Annotated in this window: 19 protein-coding genes; 2 read left to right on the forward strand and 17 right to left on the reverse strand. The window is 69.7% G+C overall.

All coding sequences use genetic code 11. The annotated features are described in order from the left end of the window. Window positions 1-154: 154 nt before the first annotated feature. The 9 genes from nusB to mltG form a co-directional block, all read right to left on the reverse strand. The gene (nusB, locus tag ACFVKT_RS26715) at window positions 155-589 is read right to left on the reverse strand and encodes a transcription antitermination factor NusB (RefSeq protein WP_384389259.1); all 435 of its coding nucleotides are present in this window, start codon (window positions 587-589) and stop codon (window positions 155-157) included. A gap of 2 nt (window positions 590-591) precedes the next feature. Continuing rightward, window positions 592-1,158, reverse strand: coding sequence for an elongation factor P (gene efp / locus ACFVKT_RS26720; RefSeq protein ID WP_385735725.1), 567 nt, complete (start codon window positions 1,156-1,158; stop codon window positions 592-594). A gap of 59 nt (window positions 1,159-1,217) precedes the next feature. Further along, on the reverse strand, window positions 1,218-2,324 hold the full coding sequence (locus ACFVKT_RS26725; RefSeq protein ID WP_385735727.1) for a M24 family metallopeptidase: 1,107 nt from the start codon (window positions 2,322-2,324) through the stop codon (window positions 1,218-1,220). Between the two features lie 204 nt (window positions 2,325-2,528). Continuing rightward, window positions 2,529-3,380, reverse strand: a complete 852-nt coding sequence (locus ACFVKT_RS26730; protein ID WP_385735729.1) for a Pro-rich N-terminal domain-containing protein — start codon at window positions 3,378-3,380, stop codon at window positions 2,529-2,531. 357 nt (window positions 3,381-3,737) lie between these two features. Continuing rightward, on the reverse strand, window positions 3,738-4,829 hold the full coding sequence (aroB, locus tag ACFVKT_RS26735) for a 3-dehydroquinate synthase (RefSeq protein WP_385735731.1): 1,092 nt from the start codon (window positions 4,827-4,829) through the stop codon (window positions 3,738-3,740). Beyond that, window positions 4,826-5,308, reverse strand: a complete 483-nt coding sequence (locus ACFVKT_RS26740; protein WP_385736568.1) for a shikimate kinase — start codon at window positions 5,306-5,308, stop codon at window positions 4,826-4,828. Before ACFVKT_RS26740 ends, aroB begins: the two co-directional genes overlap by 4 nt. Before the next feature lie 29 nt (window positions 5,309-5,337). Next, window positions 5,338-6,522, reverse strand: coding sequence for a chorismate synthase (gene aroC / locus ACFVKT_RS26745; protein WP_385735733.1), 1,185 nt, complete (start codon window positions 6,520-6,522; stop codon window positions 5,338-5,340). A gap of 164 nt (window positions 6,523-6,686) precedes the next feature. Next, window positions 6,687-7,526, reverse strand: a complete 840-nt coding sequence (locus ACFVKT_RS26750; RefSeq protein WP_385735735.1) for a shikimate dehydrogenase — start codon at window positions 7,524-7,526, stop codon at window positions 6,687-6,689. Continuing rightward, window positions 7,507-9,057 (reverse strand): endolytic transglycosylase MltG, encoded by a 1,551-nt coding sequence (mltG, locus tag ACFVKT_RS26755; RefSeq protein WP_385735737.1) that lies wholly within the window; start codon window positions 9,055-9,057, stop codon window positions 7,507-7,509. The genes ACFVKT_RS26750 and mltG overlap by 20 nt, the downstream gene beginning before the upstream one ends. Here mltG and ACFVKT_RS26760 point away from each other — a divergent pair. Further along, the gene (locus tag ACFVKT_RS26760; RefSeq protein WP_385735739.1) at window positions 9,001-9,321 is read left to right on the forward strand and encodes a hypothetical protein; all 321 of its coding nucleotides are present in this window, start codon (window positions 9,001-9,003) and stop codon (window positions 9,319-9,321) included. The two genes, mltG and ACFVKT_RS26760, sit on opposite strands and share 57 nt — an antisense overlap. Before the next feature lie 122 nt (window positions 9,322-9,443). Here ACFVKT_RS26760 and ruvX read toward each other — a convergent pair whose 3' ends face one another. From ruvX to ACFVKT_RS26780, 4 genes are read right to left on the reverse strand one after another with little or no spacing between them, the layout of a single operon-like run. Beyond that, a complete protein-coding gene (gene ruvX / locus ACFVKT_RS26765; protein WP_385735741.1) occupies window positions 9,444-9,908 on the reverse strand; it encodes a Holliday junction resolvase RuvX in 465 nt (154 codons plus the stop codon). A 12-nt stretch (window positions 9,909-9,920) separates the two neighbouring features. Continuing rightward, the gene (alaS, locus tag ACFVKT_RS26770) at window positions 9,921-12,593 is read right to left on the reverse strand and encodes an alanine--tRNA ligase (RefSeq protein ID WP_385735743.1); all 2,673 of its coding nucleotides are present in this window, start codon (window positions 12,591-12,593) and stop codon (window positions 9,921-9,923) included. After that, the gene (locus ACFVKT_RS26775; RefSeq protein WP_385735745.1) at window positions 12,593-12,949 is read right to left on the reverse strand and encodes a DUF6167 family protein; all 357 of its coding nucleotides are present in this window, start codon (window positions 12,947-12,949) and stop codon (window positions 12,593-12,595) included. Before ACFVKT_RS26775 ends, alaS begins: the two co-directional genes overlap by 1 nt. 7 nt (window positions 12,950-12,956) lie before the next feature. Further along, the gene (locus ACFVKT_RS26780; RefSeq protein WP_385735747.1) at window positions 12,957-13,400 is read right to left on the reverse strand and encodes a DUF948 domain-containing protein; all 444 of its coding nucleotides are present in this window, start codon (window positions 13,398-13,400) and stop codon (window positions 12,957-12,959) included. Window positions 13,401-13,551: 151 nt separating this feature from the next. Between ACFVKT_RS26780 and ACFVKT_RS26785 the strand changes: the two genes are divergently transcribed. After that, window positions 13,552-15,711, forward strand: a complete 2,160-nt coding sequence (locus ACFVKT_RS26785; RefSeq protein WP_385735749.1) for an ATP-binding protein — start codon at window positions 13,552-13,554, stop codon at window positions 15,709-15,711. Window positions 15,712-15,744: 33 nt separating this feature from the next. Here the strand turns inward: ACFVKT_RS26785 and rpsD are convergent, their stop codons facing one another. From rpsD to hisS, 4 genes are all read right to left on the reverse strand, one after another. Beyond that, the gene (rpsD, locus tag ACFVKT_RS26790) at window positions 15,745-16,359 is read right to left on the reverse strand and encodes a 30S ribosomal protein S4 (RefSeq protein WP_043683972.1); all 615 of its coding nucleotides are present in this window, start codon (window positions 16,357-16,359) and stop codon (window positions 15,745-15,747) included. Window positions 16,360-16,670: 311 nt separating this feature from the next. Beyond that, entirely contained in the window at window positions 16,671-18,026 is a 1,356-nt protein-coding gene (locus ACFVKT_RS26795) for a replication-associated recombination protein A (protein WP_385735752.1), read from the reverse strand. A 56-nt stretch (window positions 18,027-18,082) separates the two neighbouring features. Further along, a complete protein-coding gene (locus ACFVKT_RS26800) occupies window positions 18,083-18,724 on the reverse strand; it encodes a vitamin K epoxide reductase family protein (protein ID WP_385735754.1) in 642 nt (213 codons plus the stop codon). A gap of 296 nt (window positions 18,725-19,020) precedes the next feature. Next, window positions 19,021-20,283, reverse strand: a complete 1,263-nt coding sequence (hisS, locus tag ACFVKT_RS26805; RefSeq protein WP_385735756.1) for a histidine--tRNA ligase — start codon at window positions 20,281-20,283, stop codon at window positions 19,021-19,023. Between the last annotated feature and the right edge of the window lie 11 nt (window positions 20,284-20,294).

A 20,294-nucleotide genomic window follows, 5' to 3' on the forward strand; every position in this document is an offset into this window, starting at 1 on the left:
GGAACACATCGTTCCGGCCACCCCGGCGGCTTTCTGCGGGCCTCGGAGACCTCCCGGGCAGGGATACGCCGGAGGGCCCGCAGCGGACGTGCTGCGGGCCCTCCGGCGTATTTGTGACTTTCGCGCGCCGTTCCGTCACGTTCTGAGGTTCGCCTCAGGACTCGTCCCGGCGGAGTGACGGCTTCAGGTCCTTGAGCCGGCCGAGGAGGCCGTTCACGAACGCGGGTGAATCGTCCGTGGAGAACTCCTTCGCCAGCTGTACCGCCTCGTCGAGCACCACGGCGTCCGGGGTCTCGTCGACCCAGATCAGCTCGTAGGCACCGAGACGCAGGATGTTGCGGTCGACGACCGGCATCCTGTCGAGCGTCCAGCCGACGGAGTACTGCGCGATGAGGTCGTCGATCCGCCTCGCCTTGGTGGCGTAGCCCTCGACGAGCTGCATCGTGTACTCGCTCACCGGCGGCTGCCGGGTGTCGGTCCGGGAGTGCCGGATCCAGTCCGCGAGGACCGTCTGAACGTCCGCGTCGCGCTGGTCGCCCTCGAAGAGGATCTGGAAGGCGCGCTTGCGGGCCGTGTTGCGGGCAGCCACGGTTAGCTGTTCACCCGGCCGAGGTAGTCGCTCGTGCGGGTGTCGACCTTGATCTTCTCACCGGTGGTGATGAAGAGCGGGACGTTGATCTGGTGGCCGGTCTCCAGGGTGGCGGGCTTGGTGCCGCCGGTGGAGCGGTCGCCCTGGACGCCGGGCTCGGTCTCCTGGATGACGAGCTCGACGGCGGCCGGCAGCTCGACGAAGAGCACCGAGCCCTCGTGCTGCGCGACGGTGGCGGTGAAGCCCTCGATCAGGAAGTTGGCGGCGTCGCCGACGGACTTGCGGTCGACCATCAGCTGGTCGTACGTGTCCATGTCCATGAAGACGTAGTACTCGCCGTCCATGTACGAGAACTGCATGTCACGCTTGTCGATCGTGGCCGTCTCGACCTTGACGCCGGCGTTGAACGTCTTGTCGACGACCTTGCCGGAGAGCACGTTCTTCAGCTTGGTGCGCACGAAGGCCGGGCCCTTGCCGGGCTTGACGTGCTGGAACTCGACGACGGACCAGAGCTGGCCTCCGTCGAGCTTGAGCACCAGGCCGTTCTTGAGGTCGTTCGTGGAAGCCACGGTTGCGGAATCTCCTGGACTGACGTGGACGACCCCGGGGCCCGCGCGCAGCCCGAAGGCTAGAGCGCGAGGAGTTCCTTGGTCGTAATGGTGAGTAGCTCGGGTCCGCCGTCCGCCTCGGGGCGTACGACGAGCGTGTCATCGATCCGGACACCGCCCCGGCCCGGGATGTGTACCCCCGGTTCGACGGTGACCGGCACGCAAGCGTCCAGTTTACCCATGGCGGCGGGGGCCAGCTGCGGGTCCTCGTCGATTTCGAGCCCCACACCGTGCCCGGTCAGCGGAGGAAGGCCTTCCGTGTACCCCGCGGAGTCGAGTACCTGGCGGGCCGCGCGGTCCACGTCACGGTAGGCGGCGCCGGGTGCCAGCGCCTCGCGTCCGGCGCGCTGGGCGGCGAAGACGAGGTCGTACAGGTCGATCTGCCAGTCGGCGGGCGAGGTCCCGATCACGAACGTACGGCCGATCTCGCAGCGGTAGCCGCGGTAGCTCGCGCCGAGGCAGACGGAGAGGAAATCTCCCTCCTCCACCCGCCGGTCGGAGGGCCGGTGGCCACGGCGCCCGGAGTTCGGCCCTGTACCGACCGAGGTCGCGAAGGCCGGGCCGTCGGCGCCGTGGTCGACGAGGCGTCGCTCCAGCTCAAGCGCGAGATGACGTTCGGTCCGGCCGACGAGGATCGATTCGAGGAGCTCCCCCAGTGCCTGGTCGGCGATCTCGGCGCCGATCCGGAGACAGGAGATCTCCTCCTCGTCCTTGATCACCCGCAGTTGTTCCACCGCGCCGCCCAGGTCGGCGAGGCGCAGCCGCGGCGCCACCGAGCCAAGGGCACGGTGCCGGGTCACCGTCAGGTGGTGCTCCTCCACCGCGAGGGACTCGGCGCCCTGGGCGAGGGCGACATCGGCCGCGGCGACGGCCGGGTCACCGCCGGGGCCCGGCAGCACCTGCACCCGCAGCGCCTGGTCGGGACGGCCCTCCTCGGCCTCGCCGCTCGACGGGCCGCCGTGGAGCAGCACATCCTCACCCCTGCCGAGCAGCAGGACGGCGCCGCGCGGGGCAGCGCCGGCGAGATACCTCACATTGGCCGGGCGGGTGACGAGCGCCGTAGCACTGCCGCCCGCCGTACAGCGCTCCCGGAGCCGCTCTCGGCGTGCCGCGTACACCTCTGACATAAAACGAGCGTACGAGCGGTGGCCGGATGGCGCCGGTTCAACGGGGCTGGACGGGCGGCGGGCCCGCCGGGACTACCACTGGGGCGGGCTGGCGAACGACCACGAGCCCGCCCGGACTACCACTGAGGCGGGCCGGCGACCAAGCACGAACCCGCCCCGACTACCACTGAGACAGGCCGGCGACCGACCACGAGCCAGCCTGGACTACCACTGGGGCGGGCTGGCGATCGACCGTGCGAGGACGTCGTCCAGGACGCGGGCCGTGGTCGGTACGTCGAGCTGCGAGTTGTCGATGATGGGGAGCCCTGAGCCGTACCAGCCGGCCATCCGGCCGTGGATGCGGGCGACTTCCTCGTCGGTGAGACGGCGGTTTCCGGAGCGCTCGGCGTTGCGCTCCAGGACTATCTCCAGGCCCGGCAGCAGGACGACGGGCAGCAGGCCCGGCCCCACGTGCCGCTTCCAGCCGCCGAGGCCGACGACCGGGCGGTCCGGGAAGACGGCGTCGTCGAGGATGCAGGAGATGCCGTTCGCCAGGAAGTTCCGTGCGGCGAATCCACAGGTGCGGCGGGCCAGGCGGTACTGCGCCTCCGATTGGTCGTTCCACCCCGACTGCGGGTCGGCGAAGCCCGAGCGCACCCATTCGCGTACGTCGTCGAGGCTGATGTGGGCGGTGGGGACCCGGCGGTGATCCGCCCAGTACTTGGCGACGCTGGTCTTCCCGGCGCCCGCGGGGCCGATGAGCAGCACCGCGAGCGTGGTGGACGTCGGGTCGGCCTGGCCGGCGGCGGGCGGTGCGCTCGGCATGGCGACGGGTCCGCCCGGCGGGAGCTGCACATGGCCGGTGGTGTCCGGCTTGGGCGGCACGGGGGCGTGCTGCGGCACGTGCGGGTGGGGCGCCATGTGTCCCGGTGGCGGCCCGGTGAAACCGGGGGCCGACGGGGGCGGGGGGACGGGACCCGGGTGTCCGGGCTGCGGTCCGGCCGGTGACCAGCCGGCGGCCGGTCCCTGCCCCGGCTGGTGGGGCGGCGGCAGCGGACCCCCCACTGCGTGCTGCATCCGGTGCCACTCCGTCTCGTGTTCTCTGGCTCGTTCGCCTCCGGGACGCCTCAGTCGGTGTCCCGAGTCCGGCCGCGCTCAGCCCTTCGGACCTCCGCGCGCTCGTGCTCTCGACACCGACGCGTCCCTGCGGCTCCCTCGCGGCAGGCATTGGCGCCGGCGAGCGAGGTCTGAGGCCCGCTCGCTACCGAACGGTACCTTCCCCGGCCGCCGTTGTGTGAACGGCCGGGGAGGGTACGAAGTGCCCGTCCGCCCGGGGCAAATCGGGCCAAGTACGGGCCCGTTGGACGTTAAGTTCCTAAGTCACGTCGCCGTGAGCCCTCTTGGGTCACGTCGCCCCGTGCCGTCGTTCCGCGTCTACTGCCCCACTTCGCCGTACGCGGCGAGGAGGACGGCCGGGTCGGGTCCCTCCAGGACGGTCGGTTTGGCGAGGCCGTCCAGGACGATGAAGCGGAGCAGGTTGCCGCGGGACTTCTTGTCGACCTTCATGTTCTCCAGGAGCTTGGGCCACTGGTCGTAGCGGTAGCTCAGCGGGAGACCGACGGACTGAAGGATCGTGCGATGCCGGTCGGCGGTCGCATCATCCAGCCGGCCCGCGAGACGGCCCAGTTCGGCGGCGAAGTGCATCCCCACGGAAACAGCCGCGCCGTGCCGCCACTTGTAGCGCTCGTTCTTCTCGATCGCGTGCGCCAGGGTGTGCCCGTAGTTGAGGATCTCGCGCAGCCCGGACTCCTTCAGGTCACCGGAGACGACCTCCGCCTTGACCCGGATGGACCGCTCGATCAGCTCGGCCGTGTGCGGGCCGGCCGGCGTGCGGGCCGCCTCGGGATCCTCCTCGATGAGCTCCAGGATCACCGGGTCGGCGATGAAACCGGCCTTGATGACCTCCGCGAGCCCGGACACGAAGTCGTTGACCGGCAGCGAGTCCAGCGCGGCCAGGTCGCACAGCACACCGGCCGGCGGATGGAAGGCGCCGACGAGGTTCTTGCCCTCGGCGGTGTTGATGCCGGTCTTGCCACCGACCGCCGCGTCCACCATGGCCAGCACCGTGGTCGGGACCACGATCCAGCGCACCCCGCGCAGCCAGCTCGCCGCCACGAACCCGGCCAGGTCGGTGGTGGCGCCGCCGCCGACACCCACGATGACGTCACTGCGGGTGAAGCCGGACTGCCCCAGCGCCTTCCAGCAGTACGCGGCGACCTCGGCGGTCTTGGCCTCCTCGGCGTTGGGCACCTGGATGGCGACGGCCTCGTAGCCCTGCTCGGCCAGATCGGCACGCAGGGCCTCACCGGTGCCGGCGAGCGACTCGGGATGGATGACCGCGACCCGCCGGGCCCTGTCTCCGATCAACCCACCGAGCTCACCGAGGAGTTGACGGCCCACCAGCACCTCGTAGGGCTCGGTGCCCGCGGTTCCGCCGACCTGGATACGGGTCACTGCCTCGCTCATGCTTCCTTCAACTCCACTGCGTCGAGGACCGCTTGGGTGACCTCTTCGGGGGTACGGTCATCGGTTGCCACGACCGCACGGGCGACCTCGGTGTACAGGTCTTGGCGCGCGTCCATCAGCTCGCGCCACTGCCGGCGCGGGTTGACGGCCAGCAGCGGCCTCGCCGTGTTGAGGCCGGTGCGCCTGACCGCCTCCTCGACGTCCATCGACAGGTAGACGACCTGGTGCCCGGCGAGCAGCGCGCGTGTCTCCTCGTCCAGGATCGCGCCGCCGCCGAGCGCCAGCACACCGTCGTGCTCGGCCAGCGCCCGCTTCACGGCCTGCTTCTCGATCGCGCGGAAGACCGGCTCACCCTCGTCGACGAAGATGTCGGCGATGGTGCGGCGCTGCTCGCTCACGATGTCGTCGTCGGTGTCCCGGTAGACACAGCCGAGCCGCTCGGCGACCAGCGCACCGACCGTGGACTTGCCCACGCCCATCGGGCCGACGAGGACGATCCGCGGACCCGTCACCGCACGACCAGGTTCTCGAGGTAGGACCGCACATTGCGGCGCGTCTCGGGGACGCTGTCCCCGCCGAACTTCTCCGCCACCGCGTCCGCCACCACCAGCGCCACCATCGCCTCCGCGACGATCCCGGCAGCCGGAACCGCACACACGTCCGAGCGCTGGTGGTGCGCCCTGGCCGCCTCGCCGGTCGCCACATCGATGGTCGCCAGCGCACGCGGCACCGTCGCGATCGGCTTCATCGCCGCCCGGACACGCAGCAGCTCACCCGTGGTCAGACCACCCTCGGTGCCGCCGGAGCGCCCCGACGTGCGCCGGATGCCGTCCCCGGTGCGGACGATCTCGTCGTGCGCCCGCGAGCCCGGCACCCGGGCCAGCTCGAAACCGTCACCGACCTCGACACCCTTGATCGCCTGGATCCCCATCAGCGCGGCCGCCAGCCGGGCATCCAGCCGCCGGTCCCAGTGCACATGCGAGCCCAGACCCACCGGCACCCCGTACGCCAGCACCTCGACCACGCCACCGAGCGTGTCGCCGTCCTTGTGCGCCTGGTCGATCTCCGCGACCATCGCCTTCGAGGCGTCACCGTCCAGGCAGCGCACCGGATCGGCGTCGAGCCGCTCCACATCCGAGGGCTGGGGGTAGACGCCGTACGGGGCCTTCGCCGCCGCCAGTTCGACGACGTGCGAGACGATCTCGATCCCCGCCGTCTCCTTCAGGTACGAACGGGCCACCGCACCGAGCGCCACCCGCGCCGCGGTCTCCCGCGCGCTCGCCCGCTCCAGGATCGGCCTGGCCTCGTCGAACCCGTACTTCTGCATGCCCGCGAGGTCGGCGTGACCGGGCCGGGGCCGGGTCAGCGGGGCGTTGCGGGCCACCTCCGCGAGGACCTCCGGATCGATGGGGTCGGCCGCCATGACCTGCTCCCACTTGGGCCACTCGGTGTTGCCGACCATGACGGCCACCGGCGAACCGAGAGTGAGCCCATGACGTACACCGCCCAGGAAGGTGACCTCGTCGCGCTCGAACTTCATCCGGGCACCGCGCCCGTAGCCGAGCCGCCGCCGGGCCAGATGGTCCGCCACCATGTCCGTGGTGATCGGCACGCCGGCGGGAAGTCCCTCCAGCGTCGCGACAAGTGCGGGACCGTGGGATTCCCCCGCGGTCAGCCAGCGCAACCTGCTCAACGGTGCTCCTCATGCTCGCGCCCTGGTACTGCTGCTGCGTACGCGCGTCCTCGCGTACCGCGACGGCGCGACCGGGTGCGCGGCCCAGGCCCGCCACCCCGATCCTCCCACGTCCACGTATCAGAACCGGTCACAGGTCCATCAGACGGACGGACTCCGGCGGGTCAGCGCCCGGCGAGGGCGTGCTCGCCGGCCTTGCGCATGGCGTGGAGCGGCGCGGGCGAACGCCCGGTCATCTGCTCGACCTGGAGCACCGCCTGGTGCACCAGCAGATCGAGCCCGCTGACCACGGCACCGCCGTACGCCGACCAGCGCGCCGCGAGCTGGGTCGGCCACGGGTCGTACAGCACGTCGAAGAGGGCGGTCGGCTGCTCGGGGACGGCGGCTGCCAGCGCATCCGTGGCGCCCGCGGGGGTGGTGGCGATCACCAGTGGCGCGCGCAGCGCCCGGTCTGCCTCGGCCCAGTCCGCGATGCGTACGTCGACGTCCAGGCGGCCGCCCCACCGCCGCATCTCGGCGGCACGATCGGCGCTGCGGACGTAGGCGACGACCTCGCCCGTGCAGATCCGTGCCAGCGCGGCGAGCGCCGACGAGGCGGTGGCACCGGCGCCGAGGATCGCGGCGGAGCCGACCTGCTCGATGCCCCGCTCGCGCAGGGCGGCGACCATCCCGGGGATGTCGGTGTTGTCGCCGATCCGACGGCCGTCCTCGGTCAACACGACCGTGTTGACCGCCTCGACCGAGCCCGCCGTCTCGCTGATCTCGTCGAGCAGCGGGATGACGGCCCGCTTGAGCGGCATGGTCAGTGACAGCCCCGCCCACTCCGGCCCGAGTTTCCCGAAGAACTCCGGCAGCGCCTCCTCGTCGACCTCGAAACGGTCGTACGACCAGTCACCGAGGCCGAGTTCCGCGTAGGCGGCTCGGTGCAGCACCGGGGAGAGGGAGTGGGCGATCGGCGAACCGAGTACCGCGGCCCGGCGGCCGTCAGCTGCCCGAGCTGTCATTGAACTTGTCCTTGAGGTCCTGGAATTCCGCGTATGTCTTGGCGAACTCCGTCTTGTTCTGGCCGTCGGTCGCCACGAAGTAGATCCAGCCGTCCTTCGTGGGATTCAGAGCCGCCTTCAGCGCGTCGTCACCAGGGTTGTCAATAGGCCCGGGCGGGAGGCCCTTCTGCGTATACGTGTTGTACGGGTCCTGGTTGCTGTTGATTTCGGACTCGCTGATGTTGATCTTACTCTGACCCTTCAAATAGTTGAAGGTCGAGTCGAACTGCAGCAGCTGGTTGGTCTCCGTATTGGTGGGCTTCAGGCGGTTGTAGATGACCTCGGACATCTTGCGGAAGTCGTCATGGGTCTTCCCCTCGGCCTGGACGAGACTCGCCACGGTGAGGAGCTCCAGCGGGTTCTTCAGCTTCAGGCCCTCGGCCTTGGACTCGAGGCCGTAGTCGGCGTACTTCTCCTTGGCCAGGTCGACCATCTGCTTCAGGACTTCCTTGGGCTCCATACCCTTGGAAACGGGATAGCTGGAGGGGTAGAGGAATCCTTCCAGCGGGTCCTTGATGTCCTTGTCGGAGTTCGCCCACTCGGGGAGACCGAGACTCTCCCATTCCTTGTCCGCGACGCCCTTGGTCGTGCCCTTCTTCACCTCGAGACGGGCATCGATCTTCTCGTAGATGGCGGCATTGCGCGTGCCCTCGGCAATGATCAGGTTGTTGCGACTGTCAGGGCTGAGCATGAGCGCCACCACGCTTTCCCCGGACATTTCCTTCTTGAGCGTGTAGACGCCCGCCTGAATGGAATTGCCCTTGGGATTCTGCGACTGCGCGGCCACAAAGGCATCGACGCTCTTGACCACGCCGGCGTCCTTCAGCGCCTGCCCGATCGCATAACCGCCGGAACCCTTGGGAATGGTGACGTTGACGCTTTCGCTCGTGCCGTCCCCGGCATAGTCGGGCGCCGCACCGAAACGATTTTGGTAGAACTGGTACCCGAAATACCCGACTCCGCCGATCCCGCCTCCGAAGACGAGTACGACCACCAGACAGGCACACCCGCTGCGGCGTTTCTTGCCCTTGCCGCCGCCTCGGCCCTTCTTGTCGCCGCGTCCGCCGCGGCCCTTCGGATCGTCGTCGTCCGCATCGTCGTCATCGTCGCCGCCGGCGAAGAAGGCGTGCTCACCCTGGTCGGGTCCGGGGTCCCAGTCGGTCTTCGGCTCGGGTTCGGCGCGACGGCGGGCCGGCGGCTCGGGCGGCGGGTAGGCGTCGGGGGTGCCGTACTGGTCGGGCTGCTCACCGCCGTACGCGACGGGCTGGCCCCCGTAGGGGTCGGCCGGGTCGGCGGCGTAGGGGACCTGCTGGTGCGCCCCGCTGCCCCAGCCGCTGTTGTCGTACTGCTGCTGGCCCTGGCCGCCGTACTGCTGTGGCTGCCCCTGATTCGCGTACTGCTGTTGCTGACCCTGGCCCGCGTAAGGCTGCTGCCCTTGACCGCCGTACTGCTGCTGACCCGGGTCGACATACTGGTGCTGGCCCTGGTCCATGTAGGGCTGCTGGCTCTGGGCAGGGAACTGCTGGTGACCCTGGCCCTGATACTGCTGCTGCTCCTGGCCGTACCCACCCTGCTGACCAGCGGCCCACTCGCCGTACTGCTGCTGCTGTTGCGGCTGCTGCGGATACTGCTGCGGCTGGCCGCCGTAGGGGGACTGGCCGTCGTCAGCCTGTCCTCCCCATCCGTTGTCCCCGAACAACGGGTCCTCCGGATGCCACGGTTCGGAGCCAGGGCCCCGGCCATACTCAGTCATTGATCCCCTAGAGCCGCGAGGCGGCGGGCACGCGGTGCTTGCGGCACCGCCTCCGTTCCGTCTCTTCTGCTGTGCGGCGGCTGTTCGAACAGAGCCGCATCGCGCGGAACGTTACCGTATCGCGATCAGACAACCACTTCGACGCCCTCGCCCGGAGATTTACCCGACACCCGTTCGGACTCCAAAGCCTGCTGAAGGATGATCACAGCGGCCGCCTGGTCGATGACGGATCTGCCCTTCTTGGACTTCACGCCCGAGGCGCGCAGGCCCTGACTGGCCGTCACCGTGGTCATGCGTTCGTCCACGAGCCGGACCGGAACGGGAGCGATGGCCCGTGCGAGGTCCTGGACGAAGGCACGCACCTTGACCGCGGCCGGGCCCTCGCCGCCCTTGAGGGAGCGAGGGAGGCCGACGATCACTTCAATCGGTTCGTACTCCTCGACGAGCTGCTTCAACCGGCGGTGCGCGGCGGGGACGTCGCGCCCCGGGACCGTCTCGACCGGAGTCGCGAGGATCCCGTCGGGGTCGCACGAGGCGACCCCGATGCGGGCATCCCCGACGTCGATCGCGAGACGGCGTCCTCTGCGCATATCCGGAAGCCCCTACTTGGCCGTCTCGGCGACGAGCCGCTCGACCGCGTCGATGGCGTCACCGACGGCGGCCGGGTTCTGGCCGCCGCCCTGGGCGACGTCCGGCTTGCCGCCACCGCCGCCACCGAGGGTCTTGGCGGCGGTACGGACCAGCTCGCCGGCCTTGAGACCGCGCTCGCGGGCGGCTTCGTTGGTGGCGATGACCGTGAGCGGCTTGCCGTTGGCGGTGGTGAACAGGGCGACCACGGCGGCCCGTCCGCCCTGGATACGGCCGCGCACGTCGAGGACCAGCTTGCGCAGGTCGTCGGCGCTCGTGCCGTCCGGGACCTGGCCGGTGACGAGGGCGACACCGCGTACGTCCTTGGCGGAGTCGACGAGACCGCCGGCGGCCTGGAGGACCTTCTCCGCGCGGAACTTCTCGATCTCCTTCTCGGCGTCCTTCAGCTTGCCGAGCATGGCGGAGACCTTCTCCGGGAGCTCCTCGGGACGGCCCTTGACCAGCTCCTGGAGCTGGGCCACCACGGTGTGCTCGCGGGCGAGGAAGTTGTACGCGTCCACGCCGACCAGGGCCTCGATGCGGCGTACGCCGGAACCGATGGACGACTCGCCCAGCAGCTTGACCAGGCCGAGCTGGGCGGTGTTGTGGACGTGCGTGCCGCCGCACAGCTCCTTGGAGAAGTCGCCGATGGTGACGACGCGGACGCGCTCGCCGTACTTCTCGCCGAACTCGGCGATGGCGCCCTGCTTCTTGGCCTCGTCGAGGCTCAGGACCTCGGCGTGCACGTCCAGGTCGCGGGCGAGCACCTCGTTGATCTGCTGCTCGACATCGGCCATCACCGTGTGCGGTACGGCGGCCGGGGAGCCGAAGTCGAAGCGGAAACGGCCGGGCTGGTTCTCGGAACCGGCCTGGGCGGCCGTCGGGCCGAGGGCGTCGCGCAGGGCCTGGTGCGTGAGGTGCGTGGCCGAGTGGGCGCGGGCGATGGCCTTGCGGCGGCGGACGTCGATGGAGGCCTGGGCCTTGGCGCCGACGGTGACCTCGCCGACCTGGACGACGCCCTTGTGGACATACACGCCCGGAACCGGCTTCTGGCAGTCACGGACCTCGACGACGGCACCGGTGTCGAGCCTGATGCGCCCGGTGTCGCCGATCTGGCCGCCGCCCTCGGCGTAGAACGGGGTGCGGTCGAGGACGATCTCGACCTCGTCGCCCTCGGTGGCGGCGGGGGACGAAGCGCCGTCGACCAGGATGCCGACGATCGTCGACTCGCCCTCGGTGCGGTCGTATCCGATGAAGTCGGTCTCACCGGCGGCGTCGGCGATCTGGCGGTAGGCGCCGAGATCGGCGTGGCCGGTCTTCTTGGACCGGGCATCGGCCTTGGCCTTGTCCCGCTGCTCCTTCATCAGACGGCGGAAGCCGTCCTCGTCCACCGAAAGGCCCTGTTCGGCGGCCATTTCGAGGGTGAGGTCGATCGGGAAGCCCCAGGTGTCGTGGAGCAGGAAGGCCTTGTCGCCGGCGAGAACCTTGCCGCCGGCAGCCTTGGTCTCCGAGACGGCGGTGTCGAGGATGTTCGTGCCGGCCCTCAGCGTCTTGACGAAGGCGGCCTCCTCGGCGAGGGCCACGGTCTCGATGCGCCTGCGGTCGGAAACGAGCTCCGGGTACTGCTGGCCCATCATCTCGATCACGACGTCGACGAGGTCCTGCACGACCGGGCCGGTGGCTCCGAGAAGCCGCATGTTGCGGATGGCACGGCGCATGATGCGGCGCAGCACATAGCCACGGCCCTCGTTGCCGGGCGAGACGCCGTCGCCGATGAGCATCACGGACGTACGCATGTGATCGGTGACCACGCGCAGGGAGACGTCGGAGTCCTGACCGGCGCCGTACTCGACGCCCGTCAGCTCGGTGGCCTTCCTGATGACGGCCATGGAGGTGTCGATCTCGTACAGGTTCTGCACGTCCTGCAGAATCATGGCGAGTCGCTCGAGGCCGAGGCCGGTGTCGATGTTCTTGCTGGGCAGCTCGCCGAGGATCTCGAAGTCCTCCTTCGATGTGCCCTCGCCGCGCTCGTACTGCATGAAGACCAGGTTCCAGATCTCCACGTACCGCTCGTCGTTGACGGCAGGGCCGCCCTCGACGCCGAACTCCGGGCCACGGTCGTAGTTGATCTCGGAACACGGGCCGCAGGGGCCGGGGACGCCCATGGACCAGTAGTTGTCCTTCTTGCCCAGGCGCTGGATGCGCTCGGCGGGGACGCCGATCTTCTCGCGCCAGATCTTCTCGGCCTCGTCGTCGTCGAGGTAGACCGTGATCCACAGGCGCTCCGGGTCGAGCCCGTAACCACCCTTGTCCTGGGGCGAGGTGAGCAGCTCCCAGGCGTAGGTGATGGCGCCTTCCTTGAAGTAGTCGCCGAAGGAGAAGTTGCCGCACATCTGGAAGAAGGTGCCGTGCCGGGTGGTCTTGCCGACCTCTTCGATGTCGGGCGTGCGCACGCACTTCTGCACGCTGGTGGCGCGCGGCCACGGCGGCTTGACCTCACCCAGGAAGTACGGCTTGAAGGGGACCATGCCCGCGGGGACCAGGAGCAGAGTCGGGTCGTCCGCGATGAGCGACGCCGAGGGGACGACGGTGTGACCGCGCTCCTCGTAGAAGCTCAACCAGCGGCGGCGAATCTCGGCCGACTCCATCAGTGGTCCTCATTCCGGTTGTACGTGTACGTCGACCTCTCGACGTACGTCGGGTTCTTGCTGTAGTCCAGGTTGTTGCGGTTCTCGATCGCGGCGCGGCGGCGGGGGCCCGGCAGTTCGTGGTCGACGGATGCGTTCAGGCCGAGCACCTCGTCGAGTTCGGCCTCCCGCTGGGCCATACCGTCGCGGACGTCGAGCGCGAAGTCCTTGAGCCGGTGACCCGCGTCGATCGCCTTGTTCGCGGCCTTCGCCGCGAGACTTTCGGGGGTCAGCTGCTTGAGCTTGCGGTTGACTTTGGTGGTGGCCCACACGCCAGCGGCTGCGCCCGCGGTGAACCAGAACGTACGGCGGAACATCGCTGCGTCAGTCCTTCTTCCGCTTTCCCCGTCGCGCCGACGGGACGGTGCGGCCCACGATCACGGTACGGCGGGACGCCTTGGGGGGCTCGTTCTCGCGACGGCCTCCGATGGCCCGGCGCACTCCGTAGCCGAACGCCGCGACCTTGACCAGGGGGCCGCCGAAGGTGGAGGCGACGGTGGTGGACAGCGCCGACGCGTTCGACGTGACCTCCTGGACGTCGGAGGCGATGGCGTCGACGCGGTCGATCTGGGTCTGCGCGGAGCGCACCGCCGATGAGGCGTCGGCAAGCAGCGGGACGGCCTGGTCGGTCACGTCCGCCACGAGCTTGGTGGTCGCCTTGAGCGTCTGGGCCAGCCTCGCCAGCGCGACGGCGAGAAAGGAGACCAGGATCGCCCAGAAGACGGCCACCAGGATCCCGGCCACCTCTCCACCGGACACTGTCTGCACCCGCTCCCTGATACGTGCCTGAACATCGAAAAGTCGTTGACCGAGCCTATCGCGCCGGGGCCGTCGCTCTGTACCGCATTACCGTCCACGGCACCAGACTCACGGGAGGCGATTGTACGGACCGCGCACGGATCAGTACGCTCCGTGTCCCATGCGAGGTTCTCAGCGCTCCGACCGTTCGCCGCTCGGCAATCTGCCCCTGGAACTCAACACCTTCGTGGGCCGCTCGGCCGAACTCGCCCACCTCGCCAAGGCGCTGGAGGCGTCCCGCCTGGTGACGGTGACGGGCATGGGGGGTGTCGGCAAGTCACGGTTCGCGGCGCGGTTCGCGGCGCGGACGGACGTACGCGACGGGGCTTGGCGTGTGGATCTGTCCGCGGTGCGCGAGCCGGACCTCGTCGAGCACACGGTCGTCGAGGCTCTCAACCTGACGGATCACACGTCGAGGCCGCCGCGCCAGGTCCTGCTCGATGATCTCGCCGGGCGCCAACTCCTGCTGGTTCTCGACGGGTTCGAGCATCTGGTGGACGTGTGTGCCTCGCTGGTGGGCGAGCTGCTGCGGGGTGCGCCGGGGCTGCGGGTGCTCGCCGTGGGGCGTCGGCCCCTGGACCTGGAGGGCGAGCGGCTGTTCCCGCTGGCGCCGCTGGCCGAGCCGGAGGCGGCGGAGCTGTTCGAGGACCGGGCGGCGGCCCGGGTGCCCGGGTTCGCGCTGGACGACGGCAACCGGTCCGACGTACGGGAGCTGTGCCGGCGCCTCGACGGGATCCCGCTCGCCGTCGAACTGGCGGCGGGGCGGTTGAGCGCCCTCTCCCCCGCGCAGCTGCTGTCCCGCCTGGAGGATCGTTTCCGCCTGCTGACAGGTGGCGGGCGAGACGCACTCCCGCGGCATCAGACCCTGCGTACGGCGATCGGCTGGAGCCATGAACTGTGCACGCCCGAGGAGCGGCTGCTCTGGTCGCGCCTGTCGGTGTTCGCGGGGCAGTTCGACCTGGACGCCGCCGAGTACGTGTGCAGCGGCGACGGCCTGAACAGCGACGATGTCCTCGATGTCCTGGGCGAGTTGCTCGCGCAGTCCGTGCTGTCCCGCGAGGAGACGGCGGCGGGCGTGCGCTACCGAATGCTGGACACGGTCGGCGCGTACGGCGCGCACTGGCTGGAGGCGACGGGCGACGCCCCACGGCTGCGCCGCCGCCACCGCGACTGGTTCATGGGACTGGCCACCTGGTGCGAGCTGGACTGGTTCTCGCCGCGGCAGGGCGAGGTGGCCACACGCGTCGAGACGGAGCTGCCGAATCTGCGCCGCGCGTTGGAGCACTGTCTGACCGAGCCGGGTGAGGCACATCTGGGCCAGTACCTCGCGGGCACCCTCTGGTTCTACTGGGTCGGCTGCGGCCGGCTGTCGGAGGGGCGGCACTGGCTGCAGCGCGGCGTGGAACTCGACAGCGACCGTGACCAGTCGCGGCTCAAGGCGCTGTGGGTGCTGGGCTATGTGGCGGTGCTGCAGGGCGACATGATCCCCGCTCTGACCGCGCTGCAGGAGTGCCGTGCGGAGGCGGACCGTACCGGCAACTCCACCGCTCTCGCGTACGCCGAGCACCGCACCGGCTGCCTGGCCCTGCTCTCGGACGACATGCCGAGCGCCGAGACCCTGCTGCGCTCGGCGCTCGACCGCTACCACGCGATCGGCGAGCTCAACAGCAATGTGCTGATGGGCCAGGTCGAGCTGGCGATGGCCCTGGCGTTCCAGGGAGATCTGCCCGATGCACTGAATCTGTGCGAGGACGTCCGCCAGGTGTGCGAGGACCACGGGGAGCGCTGGGCACTGGCATACGCGTTGTACGTCCTGGCGTACGGGGCCCTGGCCGAGGGCGATCAGGCACGGGCCCGGCGTCTCCTGGAGGAGAGCATCGGCATCGGCCATGCCTTCAACGACCTGCTCGGCACGGTCCTCGCGATCGAACTGCTCGCGCTGGTCACCGCGGAGGAGGGCGATCCGGCGGAGGCCGCCCTGCTGCAGGGGGCCGCTTCCCGCATGTGGCCGTCGGTGGGCCTGCCGCTGTTCGGCTCGGCGTACTACAACGCGCCGCACGAGCGGTGCGAGGCGAGTGCCCGGCAGCGGCTGGGTGACGGGCGGTACGAGGAGTGCGTACGGGAAGGGGCGCTGCTCGGGCAGAAGGCGGCGGTGTCGCGGGCGCTGCGGCGAGCCGACGTCCGGCCGCTCGGTGCGGTGCCGGCGCCGCGCGCGCTGCGTCCGGACATGCGGAAGCCCGCCGTCTCGCCCACCTCGAAGGGCGGGGAGACGACGGGCTGACGCGCAGGTGGTGCTACGTCCGCTGAGGAAAGATCAGCGGGCGTAGTACTCGACGACGAGCTGCTCGTCGCAGATCACCGGGATCTCCTTGCGGTTCGGCTCGCGGTCCAGGCGGAACGCCAGGGCGCCGAGGTTCACCTGGAGGTAGCGCGGGGTCTCGCCGTCGGGGGCGAAGCCGCCCGCGCGGGAGACCTCGAACAGCGTCTTGCTGCGGCTGCGCTCGCGGACCATCACGACGTCGTCGGGCTTGACGCGGAAGGACGGCTTGTCGACCTTGCCACCGTTGACCTCGATGTGGCCGTGGACGACCATCTGGCGGGCCTGGTAGATCGTGCGGGCGATGCCCGAACGCAGGACCAGCGCGTCGAGACGGCGCTCGAGCTCGATGATCAGGGCCTCACCGGTCTTGCCCTGCACCTTGGAGGCACGCTCGTAGGCGCGGACGAGCTGGCGCTCGGACACGTCGTACTGCGCGCGCAGACGCTGCTTCTCGAGCAGACGGACCTTGTAGTCCGAGTTCTGCTTACGGCCACGGCCGTGCTCGCCCGGCGGGTAGGGGCGGGCCTCGAAGTACTTGACGGCCTTCGGGGTCAGCGCGATGCCGAGGGCACGCGACTTCTTGACCTTGGGGCGGGACTGATTCGCCACTTCTTCTCTTTCCTGGGTTTCGGCTCACCAGAGTTAAGGGAGGTCGCATCCGCAGCCTGGGAAACCCCGCGGGCCCGTGTGGACCTGCTGGGCAGCCGCTCCCTGGACTGGGCACATACGTGCAGCACGCGAGTGGCCCACCGACCGTTTCCCGATACCGGGAGGGTGGTGGGCTGCCCGCGACACCTTCGACGGTGCGCGACGCTCCTGGAATCCCCCTTGGAGGCGGGGCTCCGGCTGGATGTCCCGTTCTGGTGGTGCCGACCGGAGCCGGACACGGGACGCAGCGCTTCAAGAATCCTACAGGGTGGTCAGGACCGCCCTCGACCGAGGTGCTTCCTGGTCCATTCCACCGCGTCCGCGTAGCGTGCCTCGGCGCCGTGGCGGGTCGGGGTGTAGTACTCCCGGTCCTTCAGCTCCTCCGGGGCGTACTCCTGGGGGGCGATGCCCTCGGGCAGGTCGTGCGGATACACGTATCCCTGTGCGTGCCCGAGCTTGGCGGCGCCCTTGTAGTGCCCGTCGCGCAGATGCGTCGGTACGGGGCCCGCGTGCCCCTTGCGTACGTCCTCCATGGCGGCGCCGATCGCCGTCGTCGCGGCGTTCGACTTGGGCGCCAGGGCGAGGGCGATGGTGGCGTGGCTGAGGGTGAGCGCGGCCTCGGGGAAGCCGATCATGGCGACGGCCTGGGCGGCCGCGACGGCTATCGGCAGCGCGTTCGGATCGGCCAGGCCGATGTCTTCGCTGGCGGAGATCATCAGGCGGCGGGCGATGAAGCGGGGGTCCTCACCGGCCTCGATCATCCGGGCCAGGTAGTGCAGGGCGGCGTCCACGTCCGAGCCGCGGATGGACTTGATGAGGGCGCTCGCCACGTCGTAGTGCTGGTCGCCGTCGCGGTCGTACTTCACGGCGGCCCGGTCGACGGTCTCCTCCAGGGTCTGGAGGGTGATCTCCGGCTCGCCCTTGTCGAGCGCGGCCCCGGCGGCGGCCTCCAGGGCGGTGAGCGCGCGGCGGGCGTCGCCGCCGGCGATCCGCAGCAGGTGTTCCTCGGCGTCCTCCGGCAGGGCGACAGCGTCCTTGAGGCCGCGCTCGTCGGAAAGCGCGCGCTTGAGGAGGCCGCGCAGGTCGTCGTCGCTGAGCGGTTCGAGGGTGAGGAGGAGGGAGCGGGAGAGCAGGGGCGAGATGATCGAGAAGTACGGGTTCTCGGTGGTCGCGGCGATCAGCGTCACCCAGCGGTTCTCGACGGCCGGGAGCAGGGAGTCCTGCTGGGCCTTGCTGAAGCGGTGGATCTCGTCGAGGAAGAGGACCGTCTCCTTGCCGAAACCGCCGGTGGCACGGCGTGCGCTCTCGATGACCGCACGGACTTCCTTGACTCCGGCGGTGATCGCGGAGAGCTCGACGAAGCGCTTGTTCGTGGCCTTGGAGACCACGTACGCCAAGGTTGTCTTCCCGGTGCCCGGCGGGCCCCAGAGGATCACCGAGGAGGGTCCGGCCGGACCTCCGTCGCTCTCACCGACCAGCCTGCGCAGGGGTGAGCCCGGCTTCAGCAGATGCTGCTGTCCCACGACTTCGTCGAGGACGCGCGGGCGCATCCGGACCGCCAGGGGACTGCTGGACGGGTCCTTCTCCTGGCGTTCTTCCGCCGCGGCGGTGAATAGGTCGGGCTCCACGGACAAAACCCTATGTCACGCCACTGACATTGCCCTCGGGGCTGTCATCAGGGCTGTCAGCTGGTCCAGAAGTCCCACCAGCGCGTCAGGATCAGCATCCCGATGATCCCGATGTGCAGCACCGGCAGGACCCAGGTGAACTCGCCGAAGAAGCTCTTCAGCCAGTTCGGCGCGGGCAGGAAGCCGTTGCGGATGTTGGACGAGGTCACGTACCAGAACATGATGATCGTCGCGGCCCACGCGAGGCAGCACCAGAGGCACAGCGAGTTGATGCGGTACAGGGACTGGAACTGCAGCCAGGTGCAGAATCCGACGCCGAAGAGCGTGCCGAAGTTGAAGGTCAGCCAGTACCAGCGCGGGAAGGTGGTGCGGGCCAGCAGGCTCATGCCCACGCCGATCACGATGGCGTACGTCACCAGGCCGAGCATCGGGTTGGGGAATCCGAAGGCCTCGGCCTGGTCGCTCTTCATGATGTTGCCGCAGGACACGACCGGGTTCAGGCTGCACCCGGGCACGAAGTCCGGGTTCTCGAGCAGCTTGAACTTGTCGATCGTGATGACCCAGGAGGCCAGCAGACCGGCGGCCCCCGTGATCACCAGCAGCAGGGCGAGCGCACGGCTGCCGCCGACCGTCCGCGGAGCGGCGGCGGTGCGGTCGTCGTGGTCGGTGGAGGCGTCCTTGACTGTCGTCTTGCTCATCACGCCGTTTCCGTAGCTTCGAAGGGGCCTGCGGGCACGGATATTGTGCCGCACGCGCACGTGTGCCCACCGTTCGATGGGCATAAGGAAGCTCTTGACGGCGGCGAGTTGACGGGCGGGACCCGCCACGAGGGTTTTCGCCCCCTCCGCCCCTACCCGTCCCGTACCTGGGGGCTGCCGCCCCCAGACCCCCGCTTCGCGCTGAACGCGCTCGTCCTCAAACGCCGGACGGGCTGGAGATAGCCCGTCCGGCGTTCGAGGAGCGGAGTACGGGGCGGAGGGGGCGAAAACCCGCCTTACCCCAGCCTCGACCCCAGCTCCGCCACGATCCCCTCGACCGCCACCGCGCTCTGCTCGCCCGACTCCATGTCCTTGATCTGCACCACGCCCTCGGCGAGATCCCGCTCACCGGCGACGATCGTGTACCGGGCGCCCGACCGGTTCGCGTTCTTCATCGCGCCCTTGAGCCCCTTCGCCCCGTAGGAGAAGTCCGCCGCGACCCCCGCCTTGCGGAGTTCGGTGACCACGCCGAAGAGCACCCGGCGGGCCTCCTCGCCCAGCGGTACCGCGAACACGCTGGTGGACGACGGGAGTTCGAGGGTGACGCCCTCGGCCTCCAGGGCGAGGACCGTACGGTCGACGCCCAGCGCCCAGCCGACGGACGGCAGCGCGGGTCCGCCGATCATCTCGGAGAGCCCGTCGTAACGACCGCCGCCGCCGACCGCGGACTGGGAGCCCAGCCCGTCGTGGACGAACTCGAAGGTGGTCCGGGTGTAGTAGTCGAGCCCGCGCACGAGCCTCGGGTCGTCCTCGAAGGAGACACCCGCGGCCGTGATCAGCTCGCGCACCTCCTCGTGGTACGCCTTGCACGCGTCGCACAGGTAGTCACGCAGCAGCGGTGCGCCGGCCAACTGCTTCTGGACGTCGTCGCGTTTGTCGTCGAGGACCCGCAGCGGGTTGATCTCGGCGCGGCGGAGCGTCTCCTCGTCCAGGCTCAGCCCGCGCAGGAAGTCCTGGAGGGCGGCCCGGTAGACGGGGCGGCACTCCTTGTCGCCGAGGGAGTTCAGCAGGATGCGGAAGTCGCGCAGGCCCAGCGAGCGGTACGCCTGGTCGGCCAGGATGATCAACTCGGCGTCGAGCGCCGGGTCCTCGGCGCCGATGGCCTCGGCGCCGACCTGCGAGAAGTGCCTGTAGCGGCCCTTCTGGGGGCGCTCGTAGCGGTAGTAGGAGCCCGAGTACCAGAGCTTGACGGGGAGATTGCCCGCCTTGTGCAGGTTGGCCTCCAGCGCCGCGCGCAGCACGGACGCGGTGCCTTCGGGGCGCAGCGCCAGCCTGTCGCCGCCCTTGGTCTCGAAGGCGTACATCTCTTTGGTCACGATGTCGGTGGACTCGCCGACCCCGCGCGCGAACAGCTCGACGTTCTCGAAACCGGGCGTCTCGATGTAGCCGTAGCCGGAGTTCCGGAGCGGGGCGGCGATCGCCTCGCGGACCGCGAGGTACTTGGCGCTTTCCGGCGGAACCAGGTCGTACGTGCCCTTGGGGGCCCTGAAGGTGCTCACGAAGTCTCTCG

It is taken from the genome of Streptomyces sp. NPDC127595 (assembly GCF_042671685.1).
Lineage (GTDB): Bacteria > Actinomycetota > Actinomycetes > Streptomycetales > Streptomycetaceae > Streptomyces.

Excerpts from the sequence above, each read along its gene's own strand:
- ACFVKT_RS26725 (WP_385735727.1), bottom strand. The coding sequence starts at position 2,324 with ATGTCAGAGGTGTACGCGGCACGCCGAGAGCGGCTCCGGGAGCGCTGT.
- ACFVKT_RS26730 (WP_385735729.1), bottom strand. The coding sequence starts at position 3,380 with ATGCAGCACGCAGTGGGGGGTCCGCTGCCGCCGCCCCACCAGCCGGGG.
- aroB (WP_385735731.1), bottom strand. The coding sequence starts at position 4,829 with ATGAGCGAGGCAGTGACCCGTATCCAGGTCGGCGGAACCGCGGGCACC.
- ACFVKT_RS26740 (WP_385736568.1), bottom strand. The coding sequence starts at position 5,308 with ATGGGCGTGGGCAAGTCCACGGTCGGTGCGCTGGTCGCCGAGCGGCTC.
- ACFVKT_RS26750 (WP_385735735.1), bottom strand. The coding sequence starts at position 7,526 with ATGACAGCTCGGGCAGCTGACGGCCGCCGGGCCGCGGTACTCGGTTCG.
- mltG (WP_385735737.1), bottom strand. The coding sequence starts at position 9,057 with ATGGACCAGGGCCAGCACCAGTATGTCGACCCGGGTCAGCAGCAGTAC.
- ruvX (WP_385735741.1), bottom strand. The coding sequence starts at position 9,908 with ATGCGCAGAGGACGCCGTCTCGCGATCGACGTCGGGGATGCCCGCATC.
- alaS (WP_385735743.1), bottom strand. The coding sequence starts at position 12,593 with ATGGAGTCGGCCGAGATTCGCCGCCGCTGGTTGAGCTTCTACGAGGAG.
- ACFVKT_RS26775 (WP_385735745.1), bottom strand. The coding sequence starts at position 12,949 with ATGTTCCGCCGTACGTTCTGGTTCACCGCGGGCGCAGCCGCTGGCGTG.
- ACFVKT_RS26785 (WP_385735749.1), top strand. The coding sequence starts at position 13,552 with ATGCGAGGTTCTCAGCGCTCCGACCGTTCGCCGCTCGGCAATCTGCCC.
- ACFVKT_RS26800 (WP_385735754.1), bottom strand. The coding sequence starts at position 18,724 with ATGAGCAAGACGACAGTCAAGGACGCCTCCACCGACCACGACGACCGC.